This window comes from Arsenicitalea aurantiaca (assembly GCF_003994485.1).
Taxonomy (GTDB): Bacteria; Pseudomonadota; Alphaproteobacteria; order Rhizobiales; family Devosiaceae; genus Arsenicitalea; species Arsenicitalea aurantiaca.
In genome coordinates, this window is record NZ_RZNJ01000004.1 from 153,766 (window position 1) to 180,607 (window position 26,842).

Here is a 26,842-nt window from a genome sequence, read left to right on the forward strand (position 1 = left end):
CTTTCTAGGGCAGGCGGACGAGGAACGCCCGCTCGAAAACGAGCGTGACGACGATCGCAGTAACGATGGCCAGCCCCACCGCCCAGGGCAGGCTCTCGAGGAGCGGGCGCCGCGGTTCGGCCAGCCAGACCTCGAAGACGAGGATGAAAGCTGCAACGAAGATCGCCGTCGCTGCCCAGAAGGGAACAAGACCGACAAGCCCGAGAGTGTAGATGAGCGCGAGCCCCGCGACCGCTCCGGCACGCAATGCCGCCTCGGATGTGAAGATGGAGCCGAGGGCCCGCCAGCCGCCGGGCGCGTGGGCTCGCGACGAGCGAAACGCCAGCACCCCGCCGCAGATTACGAGCGCAACGCTCAGAAGGCCCGGCACGAGGCCGGGGATCGTCATCGGATGGATGCGCCGTGCCTCGAGGCGCGGCATGGTCCATGAGGCATAGAGGATCGCGACGCCCAAGACGACGAAAAAGAGGCCGGCAAGAAGATCCGCCCTCACCATGCGAGCCCCATCCTCCGCGTCCTGCCCGACCATATCGGGCCCAGCCGGGCCCGCCTCCCGATCATCCATGCCAGCCTCCTCGGACGAAAAGAGGCCGCCGAACGCATGCGCCCGGCGGCCGGATTGGGCTTACCTTATTGGGCGCGGGTCTCGGTCATCGTCTCGCAATCGATGCCGATGGTCGAAGGATCGTTGACCGCCTCGCCGCGTTCCACCGAGGAACAGGCCTCCATGATCACCACCGGCATTGCCCGCGAACGGGCCTCCTCGCCAAAGGACGGGTCGAAGACCGCGCCATAGGTCTCGGCATATTCCCGGATGGCGTCGGAGGTCATGACCTCCTCCTCCCAGATGCGATCAAGGGTAGCGACCACCTCATCGGGAACCCCGCGCGGCAGGAAGATGCCGAAATAGTCGGGGGCGGTATCGATCTCGGGCAGCCAATTGGTGATCGGCGGGATCGGATCGACGCCCTCGAGCACGAGCTCCTGGTCAGAGAGCACGGCGAGCGCCTTCAGCCGGCCCCCGCGGATGAGTTCGGTCTGCTCCACAGCCAGCTGCGTCGTGACCATTGCCTCGCCCGACGCCGTGGCGATTGCCGCCGGTCCGCCGCCATCATATGTGATCATGTTGTAGTCGAACCCACCTGCATCGGAGATCGTCGCGATCGCCGTGCCGCCCGAGGAGGTGATCCCGGCCGTCGCGATGGAGATCGACGCGCCGCGGTCCCGCAGCGCTTCCAGCAACTGACCGAAATCCTCGAACTCGCTGTCGGCCGGAACGGACACCACCGGCACGTTCGCGACCGAAAGATAGATGTGCCAGTCGTCGATGTCGGTGTCCTCGAGCAGGCCCGACACTGAATAGGTGGCGTTGTTGGCGATGGCGTTGGCGGTCCAGGTATAGCCGTCGCGCGGGGCGTTCAGCACCTCCTGGGTGCCGATGGCGCCCGAGGCGCCGGGCTGGTTGACCACGACCACCTCGACGCCGAGCGCCTCGGCGAGAATCGGGGCCGTGACGCGTGTGATCTGGTCGGTCGACCCGCCCGCGCCCCACGGCACGATCAGGTTGATCGGCCGGTCGGGTTGCCACTCCTGAGCATGGGCAAGTCCGGATGCCAGAACGAGGCCGGAAGCGCCGAGTGCCAGCGCCAGTCGCGAATGTCTCATGATTATCCTCCCTTGGCAGGAGGCCTTTGCGGCTCATCCCTGCACGCCAAAGAGTGGGCGCAGGTCATGTGGGCTGTCAAGCCAATAAGTAACCAGTCGGTTCCGGAGTGAGGGAGGGCGTTGATTGACGGGGCTGACAACTGCCGCGCGCTCCACTACCAATCCACAGCCCTGCCGGAGACGCATCATGGATTTTGCCGATTATGCCGTACTGACTGCCGCTCTGGCTGCCGGGGCGTTCGTCAAGGGCGCGACAGGCATGGGCCTGCCGATGATCGCCCTTCCTGCCCTTGCTGCGGTATTCGGTCTGCAGCACGCAGTGGTCCTGATGATCATCCCGATCATCGTTACCAATGCCTGGCAGACCTGGAGCTTTCGGCACATGCGTCACGATGAAAGTCTTCGTTTCCTGCCCCGCTTCCTCGTTGGCAGCGGGCTTGGCGTCGTCGCCGGTTCGATCATCCTGACGACGGCACCCGAGCGCGCCCTGCTGCTCGGCCTCGGGCTCATCCTCCTCTTCTACGTGGCCTTTCGGCTTATGAACCCGCATCTGGTCGTACAGCGCGCAAGGAGCCTCCTTCTCGGACTGCCGATGGGTCTCGGTGCCGGGGTGTTGCATGGGGCAACCGGCATTTCCGCTCCAATCGGGGTTACCTTCATCCATGCGATGGGGTTCGAGCGCCCGACCTATGTGTTTGCCGTCTCCTCCATGTTTCTCGTCCTCGCCGTCGTGCAATTGCCCAGCCTTTTCCTGCTCGGCGCCATCAGGGCGGAATGGCTGCTGCAGGGCCTCTTCGCGCTCGTGCCCATCCTGCTCGTCATGCCGATCGGGCAGACTTTCGCCGGCAGGCTGAGCCGAAAGGCGTTCGACCGCATGATCCTCGTCTTCCTCGGGCTGATCGGGCTCAAGCTCGTCGCCGGCATCTGACGCCGGCGCTTGACGCCGCGCGCTCTTGATGCATTAAGTAACCATACAGTTACACGCATCGACCCCGGCATACGGGGCGCGGGGGAGGATTTTGTTTCATGGCTGAACGCCGCATCGGCATCATCATGCACGGCATCACCGGGCGCATGGGCTACAACCAGCATCTGGTGCGCTCCATCCTCGCCATCCGCGACCAGGGCGGCATCGCGCTCGCCAATGGCGACCGGCTGGTGGTCGACCCGATCCTCGTCGGGCGCAACCGCGACAAGGTCGAGGCAATCGCCAGAAAGCACGGCGTCGCCCGCTTCACCGACGATCTCGACGCCGCGCTCGCCAATCCCGATGACGAGATCTTCTTTGATGCCGGCGCCACGCTCGTGCGCGCCGGGCTGATCGAGAAGGCCCTCGCCGCCGGCAAGCACGTCTATTGCGAAAAGCCCACCTCGGACGATCTCGCCATCGCCGTCGACCTCGCCCGCACCGCCCGCGCCTCGGGCCTCAAGCATGGCGTCGTGCAGGACAAGCTCTTCCTCCCCGGCCTCATGAAGCTCAAAATGCTGCGCGATTCCGGTTTTTTCGGCCAGATCCTCTCGGTGCGCGGCGAGTTCGGCTACTGGGTCTTCGAGGGCGACTGGCAGAAGGCCCAGCGCCCCTCATGGAACTACCGCAAGGCCGATGGCGGCGGCATCATCATCGACATGCTCTGCCACTGGCGCTACGTGCTCGACAACGTCTTCGCCCCGGTAACGGCCGTCTCCTGTCTCGGCGCCACCCACATCCCGCGCCGCGTCGACGAAGCGGGCAAACCCTATGACGCCGACACCGACGATGCGGCCTACGCCACGTTCGAGCTCGAGGGCGGCATCATCGCCCAGATCAATTCGAGCTGGGCGGTGCGCGTGCGCCGCGACGATCTCGTCACCTTCCAGGTCGACGGCACCCATGGCTCGGCCGTCGCGGGCCTCCACAAATGCTGGACCCAGCACCGCGTCAACACGCCCAAGCCGGTCTGGAACCCCGACCAGCCCCAGACGATGAATTTCTTCGAGGATTGGGACGAAGTGCCCGACAACTGGCCCGCCGAGAACGGCTTCAAGGCCCAGTGGGAAATGTTCCTCCGCCACGTCGCCGAGGACGCCCCCTGGCCCTATGGCCTCGAAGCCGGCGCCAAAGGCGTCCAGCTCGCCGAGCTGGGCCTCAAATCCTGGCACGAACGCCGCTGGCTCGACGTGCCGGCGCTGGAGATCTGAGCCGGATCCCCCTCACCCGGCCCCATGCGGGGCCGACCTCTCCCCGACGGGGAGAGGTAACGAAAGACGAGCCATTGTGCCCCTCTTCACCTCTCCCCGTCGGGGAGAGGTCGGCGCGCAGCGCCGGGTGAGGGGGCCTTACGGAGGCACCCCATGCCCAGTATCGACCTGCCCAATCCCGACCGCACGATCAGCCCCTATACGCTGACCGGCACCCCCATCCCGCTCGTAAAGCACAAGGCGGCCGATTTCCCGCGCATCGCCTATGCCGCAGCCCATGTCGTCGCCGACCCCTTCGCGCCCAACGACCCCTGGGTGACCCCCGCCATCGACTGGGACAAGACGCTGGCCTTCCGCCACCGCCTCTGGGATCTGGGGCTGGGCGTCGCCGAGGCCATGGACACCGCCCAGCGCGGCATGGGGCTGGGCTGGCCCGAAGCGCAGGAGCTGATCCGCCGGGCCCTCGCCGAAGCGCGCACCCGCGACGATGCGCTGATCGGCTGCGGCGCGGGCACCGACCACCTGGCCCCCGGGCCGGACGTCACGATCGAGACCATCATCGGCGCCTATGAAGAGCAGGTGGGCTTCGTCGAGGGCGAGGGCGGCCGCATCATCCTGATGGCCAGCCGCGCCCTCGCCGCTTCGGCAAAAAGCCCCGACGACTACGTCCGCGTCTACGACGCCATCCTCAGCCAGGTCAAAGAACCCGTCATCATCCACTGGCTGGGCGAAATGTTCGATCCCGCGCTGGAGGGCTATTGGGGCCGCCCGACTCACGAGGCGGCCATGGATGTCTGCCTCGACGTCATCGCCGCCCATGCCGACAAGGTCGACGGCATCAAGGTCTCGCTCCTCTCCAAGGAAAAGGAGGTCGCCATGCGCGCCCGCCTGCCCGAAGGCGTGCGCATGTATACCGGCGATGATTTCAACTATGCCGAGCTGATCGCCGGCGACGGCACGCATCACTCCGATGCGCTGCTCGGCATCTTCGACGCCATCGCGCCCGCCGCCTCGGCGGCCCTCGCCGCGCTCGGCCGGGGCAGCGAGAACGAGTTCTACGAGCTCCTCGAGCCCACCGTGCCGCTCAGCCGGCACATCTTTGCCGCGCCGACGCGCTTCTACAAGACCGGCATCGTCTTCCTCGCCTGGCTCAATGGCCTGCAGGACCATTTCACCATGGTCGGCGGACAGCAGAGCGCCCGCTCGCTCCAGCACCTTTCCGAGCTTTTCCGCCTCGCCGACCGGGCGCGCGTCCTCTCCGATCCCGAGCGCGCGACCGCCCGGATGGAGGCGTTCCTCGCCGTCAACGGGCTTGGCAAATGAGCGACAACATCCTTTCGCTCAATCTCGCCACCACCCGCAAGCAATGGGGCTTTGCCGAGGCGGTCGACGGGTGCCTCCGGGCCGGCATCACCGCCATCTCCCCCTGGCGCGACCAGATCGCGGCCATCGGCATCGATGAAGCCGCGAGAATCGTCCACTCCAATGGGCTGCGCGTCACCGGCCATTGCCGCGGCGGCATGTTCACCGCCCCCGACGATGCGGGCCGTCGCGCCGCCATCGAGGACAATTTCCGCGCCATCGATGAAGCGGCGGCGCTCGGCGCCGATTGCCTCGTCATGGTCGTCGGGGGCCTCCCCGCCGGCAGCCGGGACCTGCCCGGTGCGCGCAAGACCGTGCTCGACGGGCTCGCTGCCATCCTCCCCCATGCGCGCGCCGCGGGCGTACCCATCGCCATCGAACCGCTCCACCCCATGTATGCGGGCGACCGGGCCTGCGTGAACACGATCGACCAGGCCCTCGACATGTGCGCCGAACTCGGCGACGGCGTCGGGGTGGCGATCGACGTCTATCACTGCTGGTGGGACCCCAACCTCGCCGCTGCCATCGCCCGGGCCGGCGAAATGCACTGCATCCTCGCCCACCACATCTGCGACTGGCTGGTGCCCACCCGCGATCTCCTCCTCGATCGCGGCATGATGGGCGACGGGGTGATCGACCTCAAGGCCTTCCGGGCGCTCATCGAAGCCGCCGGCTATCACGGCCCCCAGGAGGTCGAGATCTTTTCGGCCGAGGACTGGTGGCATCGCCCGGGCGATGAGGTGCTTCGAACCTGCATCGAACGGTTCAACTCCGTCTGCTGAGGACAAGAATGGCTGACCGCACCCGCTTTGCGCTCGTCGGAACCGGAAACCGGGGCACCACCATGTGGGGCCGCGACCTGCTCGCGGGCTGGCGGCCCGAAGTCGACCTCGTCGGCATCTGCGACACCAATCCGTTACGGGCCGAGCGCGCACGCACCATGATCGGCTCCAATGCGCCGATCTATACCGATATCGAGACCACCCTGCGCGAGGCCAAGCCCGAACTCGTTATCGTCTGCACGCCCGACAGCACTCATGACGACATCATCATCGCGGCTCTCGAGGCCGGCTGCAACGTCATCACTGAAAAGCCGATGACCACGACCCTGGAAAAGATCCGCCGGATCCGCCAAGCCGAACGGCGTACCGGCCGGCGGGTCGACGTGTCGTTCAATTACCGGTTCGCGCCGACCGCACACCGGCTGAAATCGCTCCTCCTCGACGGGGCGATCGGCACCCTCACCTCGATCGACTTCCACTGGTATCTCGACACCCTCCACGGCGCGGACTATTTCCGCCGCTGGCATGCCTATGCGGCGAATTCGGGCAGCCTCTTCGTGCACAAGGCGACGCACCATTTCGACCTGTTGAACTGGTATGTCGGCGCCGACCCGGAAAGCGTCTCGGCTTTCGGACAATTGCGCAATTACGGTGCCGCCGGCCCGTTCCGCGGCGAGCGCTGCCGAACCTGCCCCCACGCCGACCGCTGCGACTATTTCTTCGACATCACGACGGACGAGTTCCTCGAGACGCTCTACGAAGATCCTTCCGATCTCGACGGCTATGTCCGCGACGCCTGCGTCTACCGGGAAGACATCGACATCCCCGACACGATGACGGCGAACATCCGCTATGAGAACGAGGTCGTCGTTTCCTATTCGCTCAACACCTACATGCCGATCGAGGGGCACCACATCGCCTTTAACGGGACGAGGGGTCGGATCGAGATCCGCCAGTACGAACGGCAGCCCTGGGAGACCCCGAAGGCCGACGAAATCCTCCTCGTGCACAATTTCGGAGGCGGCGTGGAACGCATCTCGGTGCCACACGCACCGGGCGGACATTATGGCGGGGACAATCTGATGCGCGACGTGATCCTGAGGGGCGCAGCCGATCCGCTCGGCCAGCGCGCCGGTTCACGAGCCGGCGCGATGTCCGTCGTCACTGGCATCGCTGCTTTCCAGAGCGCCAGGACCGGCGAGACGGTCCGCATCGCCGATCTCGGCGGGATCGACTAACGCCGCCGCCGGCGTCCGACAGCACCTAGAGAAAATCGTCGCGACGCGGCGTGAAACAGTCGATCAGCCGGCCAGCCTCCAGCGCCTTGACGCCATGGACGAGATTGGGCGCAACGATGAAGCTCCCGCCAGTGCCGATCGTTTCTGTCACCCCATCGATCGTGACCTCGAACCGGCCTTCGGCGACATAGCTCGCCTGAACGTGCGGATGGGAATGGAGGGCACCCACCGCACCCGCATCGAACCCGAATTCGACCTGCATCAGTTCGGGCCGCGAGACGAGCACGCGCCGCCGGTTGCCATTGCCGAGTTCGGTCCAGCCTATCGCTTCGGCCTCTGCAAAAGCCTTCATGTCGATCCTCCTATCGTGCAAGCCACCCGCCATCGACCGGGATGACCGCGCCATGCATATAGTGCGACGCCGGCGCGAGCAGAAAAACCGCCGCATCCCCGATGTCGGATGCCTCGCCCCAGCGCCCGGCCGGAATTCGACCGAGGATCGCTGCGCTGCGCTCGGCGTCGGCTCGGATGGCTGCGGTGTTGTTGGTCTCGATATAGCCTGGCGCAATGGCATTGACGTTGATGCCCCGGCCGGCCCATTCGCAGGCGAGAAGCCGCGTTATGCCGAGCACGCCGCTCTTTGAGGCCGTGTAGGACGCGACCCGTATCCCGCCCTGGAAACTCAGCATCGAGGCGATATTGACGATGCGGCCGCTTCGCCCGGGCTCGGCCAGAACGTGGCGGGCGAAGGCCTGGCAGAGGAAGAACATCGACTTCAGATTGGTGTCGAGCACGTCATCCCAGTCGGCCTCGGTGAAATCGAGCGCGTCGGCACGCCGGATGATGCCGGCGTTGTTGACGAGCCCGTCCACCGGCCCCGCATCGGCCCAAACCTCGTCGATCATCGCCTGCGCCGCATGGTGATCGGCAAGATCGGCCATGACGGGCGTGAAGCTGCCGGAGAGCCCGGCGAACTTTACTTCCGTTTCGTCCATCGCCGAGCGACCGACCCCGACCACATGCGCCCCCGCCTTACCCGCCGAGAGTGCAATGCCCTGGCCGATGCCCGTATTGGCGCCGGTAACGATGATCCGTTTGCCGGCGAGGTCGAATGCAGAAAGATCACTCATCTGAGGTCCTCGATCGCGACCGGATCGACATCGGTATAGTCGACATTGTCGCCGGCCATCGCCCAGACGAACGTGTAGCGCGCCGTGCCGACGCCCGAATGGATGGACCAGGCCGGCGAAAGGATCGCCTCCTCATTGGCGACGATCAGGTGGCGGGTTTCATCCGGCTCGCCCATCAGATGGACGACGCGCGCCTTCTCGTCGAGATCGAAATAGAGATAGGCCTCGGCCCGACGGTCATGCACGTGACAGGGCATGGTGTTCCAAACCGAGCCGGCAGCGAACGTGGTCATGCCGACGACGAGCTGGCAGGTCCTGGCGCCATCGGGATGGATGAACTGGAAGATGGAGCGTTCATTGCAGGTCTCGGGGGCGCCCAGATCGAGCCGCTTTGCATCCGAAACGGAGATGAGCATGCTCTTGTAGGTTTGATGGGCCGGGGCGCTGAGAAGGTAGAACTTGGCGGGCGCCGATCCGTTCTCGGAGGCAAAGACCACATCTTTCGTGCCCATGCCGAGATAGGCCATGTCACGGTGTTCGAGCGAGAAGAGCTCCCCGTCCGCCGTGATCGTGCCTTTCCCCCCGATATTGACGGCTATCAGTTCGCGCCGGTCGAGAAAGTTCACCGTGCCCGTGGGCTTGATCGCCTCGAGCCGCAAGGCCTCTTTCACGGGCACCGCGCTGCCGACTGCGAGCCGCTCGTAATGGGTGTAGGTCCAGCCGACCATGTCGGGGCCGAACAGGTCTTCGATGAGGAAGCTCTCGCGCAACTCCCTCGTGTCCATCGCGGCGGCCGTCGCCGGATCGATCGCAAAGCGGATTTCGTAGTCGGTTTCTGTCGAGGTTTCGGACACGGGAAACAGGCCTCCTGGGATAGACGTCTCGCCGCTTTGCCGGGTGCCCCGGATGCGGCGCTTTTAAGTGGATGGGTCAGGGATGGAGCTGAGGGTTGCTGCCTGAGAAGCGCTGCGTGCGCTCGGCCAGCCGGCCGCCATAGCGCTCCTGGCTCGCAGACAGATGCCGGCGCATCGCGTCGCGCGCACCCTGTTCGTCCTGGGCGGAGATGGCGCTCAGAATGCGTGCATGCTCGCGTTGCAATCCCGCCTGATAATCGAATGCGAGTTCGCGTTCCGTCGCCCAGGGCGAGGTCACGTCACACGGAATGGTGCGGCTGCCCAGCCCATCGAGCACCTCGACATAGAAGGGATTGTTGGTTGCGCCGGCAATGGCGCGGTGGAATGCGAAATCTGCGCCGCCGGTGGGTTCGCCGAGCCCGAGCAGCCGGTCGAACTCGAAGAACGCCTCCTGGATCTGCGCTTCCTGGGCCGAGCTTCGCCGGATGGCCGCCAGCGCTGCCGATTCCACCTCGATCGCGAGCCGGACTTCGAGCACATAGAGCGCGGTCGAAAGCTTGCTGGTGTCGCCCCCGATCGTCCAGCCGGGGTGAGGCGCCGGCTCGAGCACAAAAACCCCTGCCCCTTGCCGCGGCTCGACAAGGCCGTCGGCCGCGAGCGCCGAGATCGCCTCGCGCACCACCGCGCGGCTGACGCCAAACCGTGCGGTCAGCGCGGTCTCCGGTGGCAGTTTGCCGCCGACGGGGAAGCTGCCGGCCTGCAGCTGGTCGCGCAGCGTCTGTGCCACCTGTTCGGAGAGCCGCGGCTTGCGCCGGACCTGATCGCGCAATTGCGTGCTCATCGGAACACCGATGGGAGCCAGAGCGACAGCGCGGGGATATAGGTGACCAGCAGCAAGACCGCGACGCCTGCCCCATAGAACGGCCAGATGGTCCTCAGGGCCTGCCAGATCGGTATTTTGGCCACCGCGCAGCCCACGAAAAGTACCGCCCCGACCGGTGGTGTGCAGAGCCCGATCCCGAGGTTCAAAATCATGATCACCCCGAAATGGACAGGATCAATGCCGTAGGCGACGGCCACCGGCAGGAAGATGGGCGTGGTGATGATGATGAGCGGGCTCATGTCCATGAACGTGCCGAGGAACAGCAGCATCACGTTGATGAGCAGCAGGATGATGATCGGATTGTCCGAAACGGTCTGCAGGAAGGCGATCATCGAGGCGGGAACCCGCAGATAGGCGAGGAGCCAGCCGAAGCCCGCAGCCGTGCCGATGATGAGCAGTACCATCGCGGTCGTCCGGACTGCACCGAGCGTCGCCGCCACGAACTGCGTCCACCCCATCTGGCGATAGACGAGCGTCGTCACGAGCAGCGCATAAAGGATGGCGATGCACGAGCTTTCCGTTGCCGTGAAGACGCCCGACCGCACGCCCCCGAAGATGATGACGATCAGCATCAGCCCGGGGACGGCACCCACCAGCAGATGGAGAACCGCGATCCAGCCGGCGAACTTTTCGGTCGGATAGCCGCGATGACGCGCGACGAAATAGGCGACGGTCATCAGCGCTATCGTCAGCAGCAGGCCGGGCACGATCCCGGCGGTGAAGAGGTCCGCGATCGATATGCGACCACCCGCCGAGATCGAATAGAGGATCATGTTGTGGCTGGGCGGGATCATCAGCGCGATGATCGAGGATACGACGGTGATGTTGACCGCGTAGTCGACCCCATAGCCCCGCGCCTTCATCTGCGGGATCATCAGCCCGCCGATCGCCGAGGCATCGGCAACCGCCGAGCCAGAAATACCCCCGAAGAGCAGGGAGGCGGAGATGTTCACCTGGCCGAGCCCGCCCCGAAGGTGCCCGACGAGCCCGCCTGCCAGCGCGACGAGGCGCGCTGCGATCCCCCCGCGCACCATGAGGTCGCCCGCATAGATGAAGAACGGGATCGCCAGGAGCGAAAAGATCGAGACGCCTGCATTGAGCCGCTGGAAGATGACGAGCGGCGGCAGGCCGATATAGAGAACGGTGGCGAACGACGCGACGCCCAGGCAGAAGGCGACAGGCGTACCGATCAGCAGCAGGAAAACGAAGGTCGAGAAGAGAACGACGAGTTCCATCGGTCAGGCTTTCGTGGCGCTGATGTCGTCAGCCGCGGTGGAATGGGTGTAGCCATCTAGTATGTCGTCGGGCCTGAGGCCGGAGAGCCGCTCAAGGATCCGATAGAGGGTAAAGAGGACGACGAGCGAGCCGCCCGCGACGATCGGCAGATAGCTCATCCCGGCAGGTATCCCGAGCGTCGGCTTGGTGCCGCTCCAGGTGCCGATCACCAATTGCAGCCCGAACCCCACCATGCCTGCGCCGAATGCGATCACGGCAAGGTCGGAGATCATGCGCAGCACGATCTTGAACCGCTTTGGCAGCACGTAGAGGAGGACGTCGAACCCCAGATGGGTTCGCTCGCGCACCCCGACTGCCGCGCCGAGGAAAATGAACCAGCTCATCAGTTCGATCGATCCCGCCTCTGCCCAGGTCGGCGTACGATTGAGCACATAGCGTCCGAAGACCTGGTAGGCGACAACGGCGGTCATCAGGACGAGGCCCGTTCCGGCGATCCAGAGTGCGAGCATCGCGATGCGATCGACGAGAGGGCGGATGGCCACGAGGAAGCGTTTCATCGCGCGGGGGCTCCGGCCGATGGAAGGGACGCCGCTTGACCCTGCGGCGGGGACGCCGGAGCCCGGCGGGCTCCGGCTCTGCGCTTACTCGGTCGCCTGGATGCGGGCGACGAGATCCTGAAGCTCAGGCGTATCGACATACTTCTCGTAGACCGGCGCCATGGCGTCGATGAAGGGCTGCTTGTCGACCTCGATCACTTCCGAACCGGCGGCAAGCACGGTTTCGAGCGCAGCCGCTTCGGCGGCATCCCAGAGTTCGCGCTGGCGGGCAACGCTGTCCTTGGCGGCCTGACGGATGATCTCCTGGTCTTCGGCGGAGAAGCGGTCCCAGGTCGATTTCGCCATGACGAGGACTTCGGGCACGATGAGGTGTTCATCGAGCGTATAGTAGCGGGCGACCTCGGCATGCGCCGAGCTCTCATAGCTCGGGGGATTGTTCTCGGCGCCGTCGATGACACCGGTCTGGATGGCCGAATAGACCTCGCCATAGGGAAGCGGGGTGGCGTTCGCCCCCAGGGCGCTGACCATGTCCACGAACACGTCGGACTGCATGACGCGGAAGCGCTGGCCTTCCATGTCGGCAATCGAACGTACCGGGCGCTCGGACGTGTAGAACGAGCGGGCGCCGGCATCGTAGAAGGCCAGCCCGATCAGATCGTAATCCTCGAACGTCGCGAGGATCTCCTCGCCGATCTCACCATCCATGACGGTGCGCATGTGGTCGACCGAGCGGAAGATGTAGGGCAGCGACGGGACGCGCGTTTCGGCGATGAGGTTGTTGAAGGGCCCCATGGAGACGCGGTTCATATCGATGACGCCAAACCGGGTCTGCTCGATGGTGTCGGCCTCTTCGCCGAGCTGGGCGCCGTAGAACACCTCGATCGAGATGCGCCCGTCCGTCCGCTCCTCAAGCAGTTCGCCCATATATTTGACGGCCTCGACGGTCGGATAGCCGTCCGGATGCGTGTCGGACGAGCGCAGGACCGTCTGCGCGCTGGCTGCGCCGATGCTCATCGTCACGGCAATGGCGGTGCCGGCCGCCAGTCTGGCAAAATGATGCATGTAGAACCTCCCATGGACAGCCCGAAGGGACCGCCCGTTCCTGCCCGCTCCTGGCGGACCATGATGTGCTGAAGCTTGCCGGGATCGTCCGGCGCGCTCCTCCTCCAGCGGCATCGGCACGCTTGAGCAGCGCCTCCCCGATCACCACAGCCCAAAGTGGTATGGAAGATACTTTGTCCTGTCAACAGACAAAACTGGCCACTTGTCTGATGACTGAACGGGCATAGAAAAAGGCCCCGCCTAAGCCAGACGGGGCCTTCGCGCGATGAGCTAAAGCGCACTTAGCGGTCGAAATCGCCCAGATCACGCACCGCGCCCTTGGCGGCGCTGGTGGCGAAAGCGGCATAGGCCTTGAGCGCGGTGGTCACCTTGCGCTTGCGCGGGGCAGCGGGCTTCCAGCCTGCGGCGTCCTGCTCGGCGCGGCGGCGCGCCAGTTCGGCATCGCTGACCAGCAGGTTGATGGTGCGGCCGGGAATGTCGATCTCGATCTGGTCGCCTTCGCGCACGAGCCCGATCGCGCCGCCTTCGGCAGCCTCGGGTGAACAATGCCCGATGGAGAGCCCTGACGAGCCCCCGGAGAACCGCCCGTCGGTGACGAGCGCGCAGGCCTTGCCGAGCCCCTTGGACTTCAGATAGCTCGTCGGATAGAGCATCTCCTGCATTCCGGGACCGCCCCGCGGGCCTTCATAGCGGATGAGGACGACATCGCCTTCCTTGATCTCGTTGGAGAGGATGGCCTTGACCGACGCGTCCTGGCTCTCGAAGACCCGCGCCGGGCCGGTGAACTTGAGGATGGATTCGTCCACCCCCGCCGTCTTCACGATGCAGCCCTCGGTCGCGATGTTGCCCTTGAGCACGGCAAGCCCGCCATCCTGGGAGAAGGCGTGGTCAGGCGCACGGATCACGCCCTTGACCCGATCGAGGTCGAGTTCGGTCCAGCGATTGGACTGGCTGAAAGCCTGGGTGGTGCGCACGCCGCCGGGCGCCGCCATGAAGAAATTGCGCACGCTGTCGGAATTGGTGCGGCTGATGTCCCACCGGTCGAGCGCATCCCCTATGGTCGCGGCATGGATGGTGGGCACGTCGCGATTGATGAGATTGCCACGATCCAGCTGGCCGAGAATGGACATGATCCCACCGGCGCGGTGAACATCTTCCATGTGAACGTCGTTCTTGGCGGGCGCGACCTTGCAGAGCACAGGGACCCGGCGGCTCAGCGCATCGATGTCGTCCATCGTGAAATCGACTTCGCCCTCATGGGCAGCCGCGAGGATATGCAGGACGGTGTTGGTCGAGCCGCCCATGGCGATGTCGAGCGCCATGGCGTTCTCGAAGGCGGCCTTGGTCGCGATCGAGCGGGGCAGGACGCTTTCGTCCTCCTGCTCGTAATAGCGCCGTGCCAGATCCACGATCAGATGACCCGCTTCCTGGAAGAGGCGCTTGCGATCCGAATGCGTTGCCAGCGTCGAGCCATTGCCCGGCAGCGACAGCCCCAGGGCTTCGGTCAGGCAGTTCATGGAATTGGCGGTGAACATGCCCGAGCACGATCCGCAGGTGGGGCATGCCGCTTCCTCGACCGCCTGGACCTCCTCATCGGTATACTGGTCGTCCGCGGCCATCACCATGGCATCGACGAGGTCGAGGGCCTGCAGCTTGCCCTTGAGCATGGCCTTGCCCGCTTCCATCGGACCACCCGACACGAAGACCACCGGAATGTTGAGCCGCATGGCGGCATTGAGCATGCCCGGCGTGATCTTGTCGCAATTGGAAATGCAGACCATGGCGTCCGCACAATGAGCGTTGACCATGTACTCGACGCTGTCCGCGATGATCTCGCGACTGGGCAGCGAATAGAGCATGCCGTCATGGCCCATCGCGATGCCGTCATCGACAGCGATGGTGTTGAATTCCTTGGCGACGCCGCCCGCCGCCTCGATCTCGCGCGCCACGAGCTGGCCGAGATCCTTGAGGTGGACATGCCCCGGCACGAACTGGGTGAACGAATTGACCACTGCGATGATCGGCTTGCCGAAATCGCCATCCTTCATGCCCGTCGCGCGCCAGAGACCGCGTGCGCCGGCCATGTTGCGGCCATGGGTGGTGGTGCGTGAACGATAAGCGGGCATGTCTCTCCTCACAACTTCTCTGCAGCCCCCGGGGCCGGCAACGGATCGCGGCCCTTCTCGGGCCTCTCCTGCTTTCTCATACAAGCTCGCCGCGACGGGCGCAAACGAATTGCGTACCGTACCGTACGGTACGCACGCGGATGTGAAGTCTGCTGGTGGAGCGATGACGTGGCATGGTTCATGCACCAGATCTCTTATCCACCGGATCTGTTCGTGCACCAGGTCCGAACCGCCAGATGGGGGAGAGCTCATGCGTCGGCTGTTGAACTGGCTCGCGGCAAGCCTGGCCGCCGATGCCGAACCGCGCACTTTCGGTCTGCCGGTCCTCTTGGGCGGGCCGGGCCTGAGGCCGGCATCACTCCCGCTTGCTGGGGCGTTTCCTGCCCTCGGAAACACCAGACCGCCTCAAAATGCGGCAACACCATCGACCTGCCACCAATATTTGCGTCTACCCCAAAATTAGAGTTGACTTTGTTTGTGCGCGGGCGTGAGTATTTACCCGTCACCGGAGGCCGATCCCAGAGCTGAGCCAGCAGAGCGGGCACGCAGCAGGACCATCGAGAGGCGCAAGTCTTCGCCGCCGCGCACCGGTTCCTGACCCCTCGCTGTCCCGGATTTCAGGCATCGACCTTCCCGGATGCAATCGAGAAGGGAAGCAGGGGAAGACGATGAAACACCATCTGATCGGCGCGTTCGCCGTTGTCGCACTCATGAGCGCGCCCACCGCCTGGGCGCAGGAACTGCCAGAGGACATCGCTGCATCCGGCGTCGTGCGCATCGCGCTCGAGCCGGCCTATGTGCCGATGGAATATTTCGATCCCGAGACCGGCGAACTGACCGGCTTCGACGTCGAGCTCGCCCGCGCAATGGCGGAAATCCTCGGGGTAGAGATCGAGTACCAGGAAGGCACGTTCGAGTCTCTCACTCCGGCCCTGCAGTCGGGCCGCGCCGACATGATCATGAGCGGCTTTTACGACCGGCCCGCGCGGCGCGAATATTTCGACTTCATCAACTACCTAGTCGCGGGCGCCCAGTTCTTCGGGCTCGAGAGCAACACCGAACTGACAGAACCCACCGACCTTTGTGGGGAATCGGTTTCGACGATCCGCGCCACGAGCTATCCCGAAACCATCGAGACCTTCTCCAACGAGTTCTGCGTGGCCGCCGGCCTCGAGCCGATCACCGTTTCGCCCGACAGCGACGTGCCGCAGATGTTGATCAACCTCCGGACCGGACGCGTTGCCGGTGCCGTCCAAGGCCTTGAATCCGTGCCTGCCCTCATGGCCAACGAGCCGGGCACCTACAAGCCGGTTGGCGAACCGATCGGCAGCGCGCTCATGGGCATGGCCTTCAACAAGGACGACACCGTGCTGCGCGACGCCTTCGTCTACGCCCTGCGCGAGACGATCTCGAACGGCACCTATGACGAGCTGATCGCAAAGTACCAGCTCGAACTCAGCGCCTATCCCGAGCCCACCATCAATGGCGAGCCCATCGAGTAAGACGCTGGTCATTCGGGTCGGGCGTACCCGATCATCAAAAAGCCGCGCGGTGCGCCATCGGCCCCGCGCGGCCATTGCCTGCCCCTCGAGCCTCGTGACTTCGTCCGATGAAAGCCTACGACTACATTATCGTCGGCGCAGGCTCCGCAGGTTCCGTCCTCGCCGCGCGGCTTTCCGAGGATCGAGGCGTCAGCGTTCTCCTTCTTGAATCGGGTCCCGGAGACGGCTCGGTCCTCATCCGCATGCCGGCGGCGGTGCCCTACCCCCTGCGCAATCCCAAATGGACCTGGCAGTTGCAAACCGGCCCCGAGCCGGGGCTCGAAGGCAGGATGATCGCTCATCCGCGCGGCCGGGTGCTCGGAGGATCGTCCTCGATCAACGGCATGGTCTTCGTGCGCGGCAACCCGCGGGATTTCGACGGCTGGGCCGCAGAGGGGCTGACAGGCTGGAGCCATGCGGACTGCCTCCCCTATTTCCGCAGGATGGAGCGCTTCGAAGACGGAGCCGGCCCCTATCGCGGGGACGACGGCCCGCTTTCGGTCATCCGCATGACTGCCGACAATCCTCTTTTCGAGGCCATGATCGTGGCGGCCGAGGCGTGGGGCCTCCCCTATAATGAGGACTATAACGGCTTCCGCCAGGAGGGCGTCCACCGCCACCAGGCCACGATCCGCAACGGTCATCGGGCCAGCGCCTCGCGCGCCTTTCTCCACCCCGCAATGGGTCGGCCCAATCTTACCGTCCGAACCGGCGCGGATGTGCAGCGCGTGCGCATCGCGAGCAGGAGGGCAGTGGGTGTCGTCTACGCTTCGGGAGGCACTGTCCACGAAGCTGCCGCAGATCGGGAGGTCATGCTTTGCGCAGGGAGCTACAAATCCCCGCAGCTCCTCATGCTCTCAGGGATAGGCGACGCCGACGGACTGCGCCCCCATGGCATCGAGCCCATTGTCCACCTGCCGGCGGTCGGCCGAAACCTCGAGGATCATCTCGGCGTTGGCATCGGGCACCATGCCGCAAGGCCCGGCGTATCCCCTGCGATCAGCGCCGGGACTTTCGGGCGGGCGATGATCGGACTGCGCTGGCTCCTGACCGGCAGCGGCCTCGGCGCACGCAATTTCTGGGAGACCGGCGCCTTCCTCAAAAGTCGGGATGATCTGTATCATGCCGACATCCAGCACGAATTCCTGCCTGCGACGGGCGGGCTTTCCGGCAAGGCGCTGAGGGCGGTGGACGGCTTTCGCTACTCGATATCGCTGATGCGTCCCAAGAGCCGTGGGGAAATCACGCTCGCGTCGGGCGATCCGGCTGCCGCGCCCAGGATCGTCCACAACTACATGTCCGCTCCGGACGATCTTGCGGCCCTGAGAGCAGGCGTCCGCCGCACGCTCGAGATCATTGCGCAGAAGCCTTGGGACGCACTGCGCGGACCGGTCGATGGCATCGATCCGTCTGGATTTTCCGACACGGAGATGGATGCCTGGATCCGCCGCACGGGCAGCACCTATTTTCACCCCACGTCGAGCTGTCGCATGGGCACCAACGAACAGAGCGTCGTCGATGAGGGGGGCCGGGTTCACGGAGTCGCCGGCCTCCGCGTGATCGACGCCTCCATCCTGCCGCATGTGACGAGCGGCAACACAAATGCCCCGGTGATGATGGTTGCCGAAAAGCTCGCGGACGCCATTCGAGGGCGCCGACTGCCACCCGAACCGCAGCCTTATGACGCCTGAGGCCCGCTGCCTGTGATGAAGCGGGCGCCTCTGAGCCCGATCATCATCGAGGGAGCATTGGTGTTGCCGCTGGTGATCCGCGGCATGACCGAGGCATCGGCGATCCTGAGCCCTTCGAGCCCGCGCACGCGGAGATCGGGCGTCACCACCGCCATCGCGTCATCGGCGCGGCCGATGCGACACGTCCCGACCGGATGGAAAGCCGTTCCGGCCTCGCGCCCGAGCGCTGCCTCAAAGCCATCCCGGTCCGACGGATCGGTCTTTGACAGTCTCGGTCCGAGGTACCTAGCCATGGCCGGCTGGCCGAGGATCAAGGCCATCTGCTCCATGCCGAGGCGCAGCACGTCCCGGTCGCGCGGGTCCGAGAAATAGTTGGCCCGGATGATTGGAGGCGCATCTGGATCCGCGCTCCGCACCGCAATGCTGCCGCGGCTCTCGGGCCGCAACTGATAGACCGAAGCGGTGAACCCGTGCCCAGGACCCTCCCCGCCGAAACCGGGCAGCCACAGCCGATAGTCGGAAAGCCCGGGGATCATGAAGCCCTGGACGTCGGGCTCCACAGCATCCGGGGAGGCCCGCAACAGCATGCCGGCGCCGAAGGGGCTCACACTGGCTTCGCCCCGCCCCAGCACCATGGCCTCGATACCGGCCGCCAGCGCGCGATCGGCCCGGGTCAGATTGCGCAGGCTCACCGGCTCCGGGCAGGCATGGGAGATCCTGCCGCAGATGTGATCCTGAAGGTTCTGGCCGACACCCGGGAGTTCCGCGCGGACCGGTATCCCCGCGCTTTCGAGCACGTTGGCCGGACCGATGCCCGAGACCATCAGCAGGCGCGGGGAGTTGATCGCACCCGCAGAGAGAACTGTCTGTCCGGCGAACACGTCCTCGGTGCGCCCGCGATATTTGATCCTCGCGCCGCTCACCCGGCGCCCTTCGAGGATGAGGCCCGCAACATTTGCCCCGGTGAGGATCATGAGGTTGGCGGGCGGCCGGGCAAGGAAGGCGCGAGCCGAGGTGACCCTTCGCCCGTTCCGGACATTTAGGGCATAGCGCCCGACCCCCTCGAAGGGCGGCAAGTTGAAATCTTGCGAGATCGGATGCCCGGCTTCGCGCGCAGCGGCGAGAAACGCCCGGTAGAGGGGGTTGGATGCCGGGTGAAGCAGGGTTCCGACCGCGCCCTCGGGGCCGTCGAGGGCATCGAAGACGGGCGCCACAGACGCCCAGTCCCAGCCTTGCGCGCCGTCCGCCTGCCAACGGTCATAGTCCGACGGGCGGCCGCGCATCCAGACCACGCCATTGATCGCTGAAGACCCGCCCAGTACCCGGCCGCGCGGCCAGGAGAGGCGCCGACCGCCGAGCCCCGCTTCGGGCTCGGTCTCGTCACGCCAGACGGTGGTGTTGCCTGCCGAAAGCACCCCTGCGAGGATGGGAAGTTCGTGCACGACCGGCATCGGCCGCCCACCGCTTTCCACGAGCAGGATCTGAAGGGTCGTGTCCCGAGCCAGCTGACCTGCAAGCGTCGCCCCGGCCGACCCGCCCCCGATAACGAGGATGTCGGGGCGCCGCATGACGGCTCAGCCGCGCGCCACGGATTTGAGGAAGCCGCGGGTTCGCTCCTCGCGCGGATTGCTCATCAGCTCGGCCGCCGTGCCGGTTTCGACGACCCGCCCCTTGTCCATGAAAATGACGCGGTCGCTGACTTCGCGGGCGAAGCCCATCTCGTGAGTGACGACGATCATCGTCATGCCGTCGGCCGCGAGGTCGCGCATGACCTGGAGCACTTCGCCCACGAGTTCGGGGTCGAGAGCCGAAGTGGGCTCGTCAAACAGCATGAGCTGGGGCTGCATGGCGAGTGCTCGCGCGATGGCGACGCGCTGTTGTTGCCCGCCCGACAGTTCGGCGGGATAGGCCTCTGCCTTCGCCTCGAGTCCGACGCGCGCGAGAAGCGCCATGGCCTGCTCGCGCGCTTCAGCCGGACGCCGCTTGAGCACCTGGATCGGTCCCTCGGTCACGTTCTGCAGCGCGGTCAGGTGCGGGAAGAGATTGAAGCGCTGGAACACCATGCCGGTCTTGCGACGCTGCCGGGCGATCTCCTTTTCGGTCAGCGGCTGCAGGGCCTCGCCCACCCGCCGATAGCCGAGCAGTTCGCCCTCGAGCCAGATCGAGCCCTTGTCATAGGTCTCGAGCTGGTTGATGCAGCGCAGGAAGGTCGTCTTGCCCGATCCCGAGGGGCCGATGATGCAGACGACTTCGCCCCGCATCACGTCGCAGTCGACCTCGATGAGCGCCTCGAAATCCTGGAAGGTCTTGCCGACGATGCGCGCCGAAACCAGGGGCGTTGCTGCAGCCGCACCGTTCATCGCTGCGCCCTCCGCACGAAGCCCCGCCCGAACCGGCGCTCCAGCATCTGCTGGAAAATGCTGAGGATCGTCACGACCACCAGATACCAGACCGTCGCGACCATCAGCAGCTCGATGACCCGCGTATTGACGAAATAGAGGTTCTGCACGCTGCGCAGGAGGTCCGAAAAGCCGATGATCGAGGCAAGCGAGGTCATCTTGATCATGCTGATGAACTCATTGCCGAGCGGAGGCAGGACGGTACGCATTGCCTGGGGCAGAACGATCCGCCGGAGCGCGGTGGCGCCCGTCATCCCGATTGCCTTGGCCGCTTCGAATTGCCCGCGATCGACCCCGAGCAGGCCCGCCCGGATGATCTCGGAGGCATAGGCGCCGGCATTGAGCCCGAACCCCAGGATTGCCGCCGTCACGGGCGTGATCACCTCGACCGTCCGGGCCTCGAAAAGCCCGAACAGGCTGAGCCGCGGAAACACCAGCGCCAGGTTGAACCAGATCAGCAATTGCAGGATCAGCGGCGCCCCGCGAAAGAACCAGGTGTAGAAGATTGAGGCGCCGCGCAGCACCGGGTTGACCGAGTCGCGCGCAATCGCACACATCAGGCCGATGACGACCCCGATCGCCATGCAGACGATCGACATCCAGATCGTGTTGAAAAGGCCCATCATGATGGTGGGCCAGAACATGTACTGCCAGGTTATCGCCCAGTTGATGTCGCCCATCGCAAAGGCGCGGACGATGCCGAAGGCGGCCAGCACGATGAGCCCGACGCTCAGGATCCGTCCATAAGGAATGGTCCTTATGGTCCGCATCTTGGAGATATCGAGATCGCTGACGGTGCCCGGCGCGGTTTCGCGCCCCGCCCTGTCCGGTGTCGTGTGCATGCTGGCCCGCCATGTCTTGGGAGGTTCGGAGGGAGTGCCGGAGCCCGGTCCTGTCGAGGCGAAACCGTCTGTTGCCATCGTCCCTTCCCGATCCGGGCCTAGCGCGAGGGGAGTGCGATCTGGGGCACGGGCTGCCGCCAGAAGGGGATCTGCTCGATGTCCGGCTGCCATTCGCCGCGCTTGACGAGCCCGTCTATGTGTTCGGCGATCTCCGCCATGCTGGCAAACCACACCGAACCCTTGGCCTGCATGTGCTCGATGAGCTCGACCATCGCCTCAGCGCGGGCGAGCCGGCCCGAAACGAACGGATGCCAGATCGAGCTCCATAGCCCGCCATGATTCCAGGCGGCGTCGAACTCGGCGCGAAACACATCCATTGCCCGTTGGGGCGACTGGATGGTCATCCCCATGTTGAATTCCTTGAGGTTGACGTATTGCGGCCAGTCGTCGAGCGGGTGATCGGAGGGCAATTCGATGAGCCGGCCTTTGCTCCCCTCGAGCAGATAGGGCACGTCGTGCCCAGCGAGCGAGGCGTCGTAGCGGAAGCCATATTCGATCAGCAAATCGAGCGTGTGCTCGGAGAAGGCACCCGAGGGGCTGCGATAGCCCGCGGGCGGCTTGCCCGTCACTTTCTCGATCGCCGCAATGCCGGCTTCGAGCACGCGCCGTTCGTCATCTTTGGAAATCTGGTTGGTACGCTCGTGCAGCCAGCCATGATGGCCAAGCTCGTGCCCGTCCGCGAGCAGGAGCTCGATCGCCTCCGGATAGGTCTTAATGCACCAGCCGGGAACGTAAACGGTCTGCTTCAGGCCGAAATGCCGCCAGATGCGGGCGATGCGCGGAATGGCGACGCGCGGTCCGTAGCGCAGGGATGACGAGAGATTGATCCGGCGTTCGGCGTCTGCGGGATAATAGAGATGAAGCAGGCTCTCCGCATCGAAGTCGAAGGCGAAGCACACCGCGCAGCGCGCATTGCCGGGCCAGGGCGGCGGATTGTCTATCAATGGCAGCATCTGCACCCGCCCCCGGAGACTTTATGGTCGGGCCTCGCCGTGCGATCAGGGGCACGCCGGCTGCTGCCGGAGATTGCCCGCCGGGCCGCTTCGGGCTAGGCGTCTGGACCAGTGCAATCGAGCCTAGTGGCAAAATGTTTTGTGTCAACGTCAATTTTAGAGTTAGATATAAGAAACGGGGACACCGCGCCCGTTTCGATTCACCAAAAGCACAGTCGACTGGGAGGATGTGAGGCCATGGCTCAAGGAGGCCTGAGGGCGAAGCACAGGAAGCAACGGACCGAGCAGGTGCTGAGCGCCGCGCAGAGCCTGTTCGGCAAATGGGGCTATGAGGGGACCCATATCGAGGCGATCGCCGCCAAGGCTTCGGTATCCACCGCCACCGTCTACAACTATTTCACGACCAAGCCGAACCTGCTGATGGAGCTCGCCCTGCGCCACGTGCAGGTGGCGCTGCCCGAACGCCGCAACCTGATCCGCGACCTGCCCGACGATCCGGTCCGCGGCATCCTCGCTTTCGAGAAGCTGCTCGCCGACCAGGCGACGCGTCATCTCTCCCGCGATTGCTGGCGCGTCATCATGTCCGCGCAGTATATCGAGCCCGATGGCCCGGCGAGCCGCACCGGGGCGCGGCTCAACACGCTGATCCGGCGTCACTATGTTCGGCTGTTCCGCACCTATCAGCAGCGCGGACGGATTTCGGGCGACGTGGACCCGTTCCTGCTCGCCGATGTCATCGTCGACGTCACCACAGCGCATTTCGGAAATTTCGTCGCGAGCGACACGAGCACCGTCGCCGACATGCTGACCCGCGGCGAACGGCACATCCGGCTGATCATCTCGAGCATGCTCAGCGAGCAATCGGCGGCCGCCTAGATGAGGCCATAACTAAATTTATACTCGACTATAATTTCTGTTGAAACCGATTTCGGCAGTTCCTAAGCTCCCCCTGCGTCGCGATCGACGCGCTGATGCCGAAGGCGGGGGACAGGGCCCATGGGTGCGATTACCGAGAGCGAGTGGCGCTACAACAAGCTGATCAAGGACTTCCCTTCGGAGCCCGAGCCAGCATTCGAGGACGTCGACCAGCAGACGCGCTGGTGGGGCCGCAAATGGGGCTGCACCAATGACGTGGGCCGGCTGCGCATGGTGCTGATGCATCGGCCGGGTGACGAGGTCAACATCGTCGACACGTCCAAGCGTCTCGACAACAACGCCTTTGGCGACGTCCAGCAGGGATGGTACTGGCGCGGCGACGAGGCGCCCGACCTTTCCGCGATGCAGGCCCAGCACGATGGCTATGTGGCTGCGTTGCGCGCGGAGGGCGTGGAGGTCGTCTTCATCGACGAGGCGGCGCCCGGGCGGATGAAGACCTGCTACACGCGCGACGTCGTCGCTGCGGTCGATGGTGGGGCCATCATCATGCGCCTCGGCCCGCGGATCCGCCGCGGCGAGGAACTCCCGGCAACCCGCACGCTCGCTGCGCTCGGCTGCCCGATCCTGCGCACCGTCTCGGGCACCGGCATCGCCGAGGGCGGCAGCTTCTGCTGGCTCAACGACAAGACCGCTGCGATCGGCGTCTCTTCGCGCGTCAACGCCGAAGGCGCCCGCCAGATCGAAGAAGTCCTGCGCGCCCAGGGCGTCGAACTCATCAAGGTACCGCTGACCGGCTACCGGCTGCATATCGACGGGCTTTTCGTGATGATCGCGCCGGACCTCGCCATCGCCAATTTCACGCTTCTGCCGTTCTGGTTCATCGAGCGGCTCGGGGAATTGGGCATCCATCTTATCGAACTGCACCACGAGGACGATGGGGCGATCGTCAATTCGCTTGCCGTGGCGCCCGGGCGGATGCTGATGCCCGAGGGCGTTTCGGACCACACCATGGCCCGATTGCGCAGCCATGGGGTCGAGGTCGTGACCGTGCCCTATGACAAGGTGATCATGGGTGGCGGCGGGCTCCACTGCTCGACCGCCCCGCTGATCCGCGACGCGCTCTGATGAGCCGCGCGGAGGCCGGCTGGTCGCCGGCGCAAGCCCTGGCACTGGCGTTTCTCGATGAGAAACGCCCCGCCTTTTCGGCGGACCATATGACCATCTGGAACTTCCACGAGCCCTCCTGGCGCGAATATCGATCCTCGCGCTGGTATGCCGATCGCCTGGAAGCCGAAGGGTTCACCGTCGAACGTGGCACTGCCGGCATGCCGACCGCTTTTCGCGCGCGCTGGAGCAACGGGCCGGGGCCTGTTGTTGCCGGTTATGCCGAATATGACGCTGTCCCCGGCCAGTCCCAGGCGCCCGTGCCCTATCGCGCGCCCCGACCGGGTGTGAGCCCGCGCGCCGCAGGGCACACCGACCCGCATTCGGCGCTCGGCATCGGCTCCTTTGCCGGCTTTCTCGCCGCCAAGCACGCCATGGAACGCGAGGGGATCGGCGGTACGCTCGTCTATTTCGGCGAACCGGCCGAAAAGATGTGCGGCGCCAAGCCCGTCCATGCCGCCCATGGCTATTATGAGGGGCTCGACGCGGCGATCAGCTTTCACCCGCATTCCTTCCCGGCCCTCACCAATGGCTGCTTCTGGGAAACCACGAGCGCGCCCTATTGGAGCCGGATCTACACCTTCCATTGCGAGGATCCGCAGACCTGGCAGAACGAAGCCTCGGGCGGCAACGTTACCCATGTGCACGCCATTGCGCGCGCCCCGGCCGCCATCGATGCGGTGTGCCTGATGTACACCAATTCCAAGATGATGAAGGAATCCATGCTGCCCCATACAGGCAGCTGGACGCTGAACGAGTTCATCCCCATCGCCGGGCAGGCCGCCGCCGACAACATCGCGCCGGGCATCGGGCAGATCCAGTATTCCATGCGCGCGCCGACACTGGCCATGTGCGAGGCGGTGTTCGCCGTGCTCGATCGCAATGCCGAGCACATCGCCGCAATGAGCCATTGCCGGCTCGAAAAGGCGTGGATCACCAAGACCCGGGCCGGTCTGCCCAACAAGGCTTTCGCCGAGCTGACCTACGCCAATTTCGAGCGCCTCGGCCCACCGGTATGGCCCGAGGAAGCCAAGGCCTTTGCGCGCGACATCCAAGCCTCGCTCGAGCTCGAGCCGATGGACGAGCCCTTCATCCCCGGGATGGAGCAGATGACGCCGCCCTGGGAGGCCGAAGCCGCCTTCCGCCAGCAGCTGCCCGCCTGGCAGCTCAACTATGCCGCCGACGACTATGTCGACTACACTTGGCACGCCCCTACGGTCCGGCTCTACGTCGCCCGCCCCACCCTGCAGGCGCCGAAAGGCAGTGCCTATCGCTATCACGAGTGGACGCGCCATGCGATGGGCGGGGTCCCTGCCTGCATCGACCCGATGTGGTCCAAGGCGTCCGAGGTGATTGCAACGACCATCCTCGACCTCATGACGCGCCCGGACATGCTGGCCGCCATTCGCGCCGAGTTCAATGAACGGACCGGCGGCGGGGTTGGGGGGACCAGATGGTGCCCCCCACTCCTGCCGCCTGATTTCGAGGCGCCGATCGGCTATCGCTGGCCCGAATACGTCGATACCCCACGCGGACCCGAATGGACGGTGCCGTGACCAAGGCGCCGCCGGCTCCGCTTTCGGTGGCGTCTGCGCTCGAAAGGCGTGTGTCGGTTCGGGCGTTCCTCGATCGGCCGGTGCCCCGCGAGATCATCGAGCGCATCGTGCGCCAGGCGGCGCGGGCGCCATCCGGCGGCAATCTCCAGCCCTGGCACGTGCGGATCATCGATGGCAGCGACATGGCAGCCTTCAAGGCGCTGATGGACCAGCGCATCCGCGAAGCGCCCGATAGCGAGCCGATGCCGGCACCCTTCTACCCCGATCCATTGACGAGCGCGCAGCTCAGGCGTCGCCAGCGCAATGGCGAAATTCTCTATGCTGCGCTCGGCATCGATCGGACCGACATGGCCGCCCGGCGCGCCTGGAACGCGCTCAATTTCCGCTTCTTCGGCGCGCCCAGCGGCGTCTTTCTGTTCCTCGACCGGAATGCTACGCCTTTTCAGTGGCTCGACCTCGGCATCTATCTGCAGTCGCTCCTGCTGCTGCTTGCCGAAAACGGGCTCGAGGCTTGCCCGCAGGCCGATTGGGCGATGTATGGCGAGACCGTATCCGGCGCCCTTGGCGTGGATCAGGCGCTGATGCTGGTCTGCGGCGTCGCCATTGGCCATGCCGATCCGGCCCATCCTGAAAATCATATCCGCACCGAGCGCGACGATCCCCTGGCCCAAGAGAGGAACGGGTAAA

At 65.2% G+C, this 26,842-nt stretch carries 25 protein-coding genes; 11 read left to right on the forward strand and 14 right to left on the reverse strand.

What is annotated here, in order from left to right:
- Positions 1-4 precede the first annotated feature (4 nt).
- Positions 5-565 carry a tripartite tricarboxylate transporter TctB family protein gene (locus EMQ25_RS12025; protein WP_127188832.1) on the reverse strand — a complete coding sequence of 187 codons (561 nt, stop codon included), beginning with the start codon at positions 563-565 and terminating at the stop codon, positions 5-7.
- Between the two features lie 65 nt (positions 566-630).
- The gene (locus EMQ25_RS12030; protein ID WP_127188833.1) at positions 631-1,665 is read right to left on the reverse strand and encodes a Bug family tripartite tricarboxylate transporter substrate binding protein; all 1,035 of its coding nucleotides are present in this window, start codon (positions 1,663-1,665) and stop codon (positions 631-633) included.
- A gap of 187 nt (positions 1,666-1,852) precedes the next feature.
- On the opposite strand from EMQ25_RS12030, the gene EMQ25_RS12035 reads away from it, so the two are divergent.
- From EMQ25_RS12035 to EMQ25_RS12055, 5 genes are all read left to right on the forward strand, one after another.
- Positions 1,853-2,593: a sulfite exporter TauE/SafE family protein gene (locus EMQ25_RS12035; RefSeq protein WP_127188834.1), complete on the forward strand. Its 741-nt coding sequence runs from the start codon at positions 1,853-1,855 to the stop codon at positions 2,591-2,593.
- Positions 2,594-2,691: 98 nt separating this feature from the next.
- Positions 2,692-3,843 carry a Gfo/Idh/MocA family protein gene (locus EMQ25_RS12040; protein WP_127188835.1) on the forward strand — a complete coding sequence of 384 codons (1,152 nt, stop codon included), beginning with the start codon at positions 2,692-2,694 and terminating at the stop codon, positions 3,841-3,843.
- Between the two features lie 153 nt (positions 3,844-3,996).
- Positions 3,997-5,166 (forward strand): dihydrodipicolinate synthase family protein, encoded by a 1,170-nt coding sequence (locus tag EMQ25_RS12045; protein WP_127188836.1) that lies wholly within the window; start codon positions 3,997-3,999, stop codon positions 5,164-5,166.
- Complete coding sequence (locus EMQ25_RS12050; RefSeq protein WP_127188837.1) at positions 5,163-5,987, forward strand: sugar phosphate isomerase/epimerase family protein; 825 nt, start codon at positions 5,163-5,165, stop codon at positions 5,985-5,987. The genes EMQ25_RS12045 and EMQ25_RS12050 overlap by 4 nt, the downstream gene beginning before the upstream one ends.
- Before the next feature lie 8 nt (positions 5,988-5,995).
- Positions 5,996-7,225, forward strand: a complete 1,230-nt coding sequence (locus EMQ25_RS12055) for a Gfo/Idh/MocA family oxidoreductase (protein ID WP_127188838.1) — start codon at positions 5,996-5,998, stop codon at positions 7,223-7,225.
- Positions 7,226-7,250: 25 nt separating this feature from the next.
- Here EMQ25_RS12055 and EMQ25_RS12060 read toward each other — a convergent pair whose 3' ends face one another.
- The 8 genes from EMQ25_RS12060 to ilvD form a co-directional block, all read right to left on the reverse strand.
- Positions 7,251-7,577: a cupin domain-containing protein gene (locus EMQ25_RS12060; RefSeq protein ID WP_127188839.1), complete on the reverse strand. Its 327-nt coding sequence runs from the start codon at positions 7,575-7,577 to the stop codon at positions 7,251-7,253.
- Between the two features lie 10 nt (positions 7,578-7,587).
- Entirely contained in the window at positions 7,588-8,355 is a 768-nt protein-coding gene (gene kduD, locus EMQ25_RS12065) for a 2-dehydro-3-deoxy-D-gluconate 5-dehydrogenase KduD (protein WP_127188840.1), read from the reverse strand.
- On the reverse strand, positions 8,352-9,140 hold the full coding sequence (gene kduI / locus EMQ25_RS12070) for a 5-dehydro-4-deoxy-D-glucuronate isomerase (protein WP_244606589.1): 789 nt from the start codon (positions 9,138-9,140) through the stop codon (positions 8,352-8,354). Before kduI ends, kduD begins: the two co-directional genes overlap by 4 nt.
- 145 nt (positions 9,141-9,285) lie before the next feature.
- Positions 9,286-10,050, reverse strand: coding sequence for a FadR/GntR family transcriptional regulator (locus EMQ25_RS12075; RefSeq protein WP_127188842.1), 765 nt, complete (start codon positions 10,048-10,050; stop codon positions 9,286-9,288).
- Entirely contained in the window at positions 10,047-11,327 is a 1,281-nt protein-coding gene (locus EMQ25_RS12080; RefSeq protein WP_127188843.1) for a TRAP transporter large permease, read from the reverse strand. Before EMQ25_RS12080 ends, EMQ25_RS12075 begins: the two co-directional genes overlap by 4 nt.
- A 3-nt stretch (positions 11,328-11,330) precedes the next feature.
- Positions 11,331-11,885, reverse strand: a complete 555-nt coding sequence (locus tag EMQ25_RS12085; RefSeq protein WP_127188844.1) for a TRAP transporter small permease — start codon at positions 11,883-11,885, stop codon at positions 11,331-11,333.
- Positions 11,886-11,969: 84 nt separating this feature from the next.
- Complete coding sequence (locus EMQ25_RS12090; protein ID WP_127188845.1) at positions 11,970-12,947, reverse strand: TRAP transporter substrate-binding protein; 978 nt, start codon at positions 12,945-12,947, stop codon at positions 11,970-11,972.
- A gap of 281 nt (positions 12,948-13,228) precedes the next feature.
- Positions 13,229-15,073 carry a dihydroxy-acid dehydratase gene (ilvD, locus tag EMQ25_RS12095; protein WP_127188846.1) on the reverse strand — a complete coding sequence of 615 codons (1,845 nt, stop codon included), beginning with the start codon at positions 15,071-15,073 and terminating at the stop codon, positions 13,229-13,231.
- 668 nt (positions 15,074-15,741) lie between these two features.
- Between ilvD and EMQ25_RS12100 the strand changes: the two genes are divergently transcribed.
- Together EMQ25_RS12100 and EMQ25_RS12105 are read left to right on the forward strand one after the other, a co-directional pair.
- Positions 15,742-16,575, forward strand: a complete 834-nt coding sequence (locus tag EMQ25_RS12100; protein WP_127188847.1) for an ABC transporter substrate-binding protein — start codon at positions 15,742-15,744, stop codon at positions 16,573-16,575.
- 107 nt (positions 16,576-16,682) lie between these two features.
- On the forward strand, positions 16,683-18,305 hold the full coding sequence (locus EMQ25_RS12105) for a choline dehydrogenase (protein ID WP_127188848.1): 1,623 nt from the start codon (positions 16,683-16,685) through the stop codon (positions 18,303-18,305).
- Here EMQ25_RS12105 and EMQ25_RS12110 read toward each other — a convergent pair.
- The 4 genes from EMQ25_RS12110 to EMQ25_RS12125 form a co-directional block, all read right to left on the reverse strand.
- Positions 18,293-19,873, reverse strand: a complete 1,581-nt coding sequence (locus EMQ25_RS12110; protein ID WP_127188849.1) for a GMC family oxidoreductase — start codon at positions 19,871-19,873, stop codon at positions 18,293-18,295. The genes EMQ25_RS12105 and EMQ25_RS12110 overlap by 13 nt on opposite strands.
- A gap of 6 nt (positions 19,874-19,879) precedes the next feature.
- The gene (locus tag EMQ25_RS12115) at positions 19,880-20,665 is read right to left on the reverse strand and encodes an amino acid ABC transporter ATP-binding protein (protein ID WP_127188850.1); all 786 of its coding nucleotides are present in this window, start codon (positions 20,663-20,665) and stop codon (positions 19,880-19,882) included.
- A complete protein-coding gene (locus tag EMQ25_RS12120) occupies positions 20,662-21,546 on the reverse strand; it encodes an amino acid ABC transporter permease (RefSeq protein WP_127188851.1) in 885 nt (294 codons plus the stop codon). Before EMQ25_RS12120 ends, EMQ25_RS12115 begins: the two co-directional genes overlap by 4 nt.
- 98 nt (positions 21,547-21,644) lie before the next feature.
- On the reverse strand, positions 21,645-22,559 hold the full coding sequence (locus EMQ25_RS12125; RefSeq protein ID WP_127188852.1) for a polysaccharide deacetylase family protein: 915 nt from the start codon (positions 22,557-22,559) through the stop codon (positions 21,645-21,647).
- Positions 22,560-22,796: 237 nt separating this feature from the next.
- On the opposite strand from EMQ25_RS12125, the gene EMQ25_RS12130 reads away from it, so the two are divergent.
- The 4 genes from EMQ25_RS12130 (at position 22,797) to EMQ25_RS12145 (ending at position 26,841) form a co-directional block, all read left to right on the forward strand.
- Positions 22,797-23,435 (forward strand): TetR/AcrR family transcriptional regulator, encoded by a 639-nt coding sequence (locus EMQ25_RS12130; RefSeq protein ID WP_127188853.1) that lies wholly within the window; start codon positions 22,797-22,799, stop codon positions 23,433-23,435.
- A 120-nt stretch (positions 23,436-23,555) separates the two neighbouring features.
- The gene (locus tag EMQ25_RS12135; RefSeq protein WP_127188854.1) at positions 23,556-24,560 is read left to right on the forward strand and encodes a dimethylarginine dimethylaminohydrolase family protein; all 1,005 of its coding nucleotides are present in this window, start codon (positions 23,556-23,558) and stop codon (positions 24,558-24,560) included.
- Positions 24,560-26,155 (forward strand): zinc-binding metallopeptidase family protein, encoded by a 1,596-nt coding sequence (locus tag EMQ25_RS12140; RefSeq protein ID WP_127188855.1) that lies wholly within the window; start codon positions 24,560-24,562, stop codon positions 26,153-26,155. Before EMQ25_RS12135 ends, EMQ25_RS12140 begins: the two co-directional genes overlap by 1 nt.
- Positions 26,152-26,841, forward strand: coding sequence for a nitroreductase (locus EMQ25_RS12145; protein WP_204570015.1), 690 nt, complete (start codon positions 26,152-26,154; stop codon positions 26,839-26,841). The genes EMQ25_RS12140 and EMQ25_RS12145 overlap by 4 nt, the downstream gene beginning before the upstream one ends.
- Position 26,842: the final 1 nt, after the last annotated feature.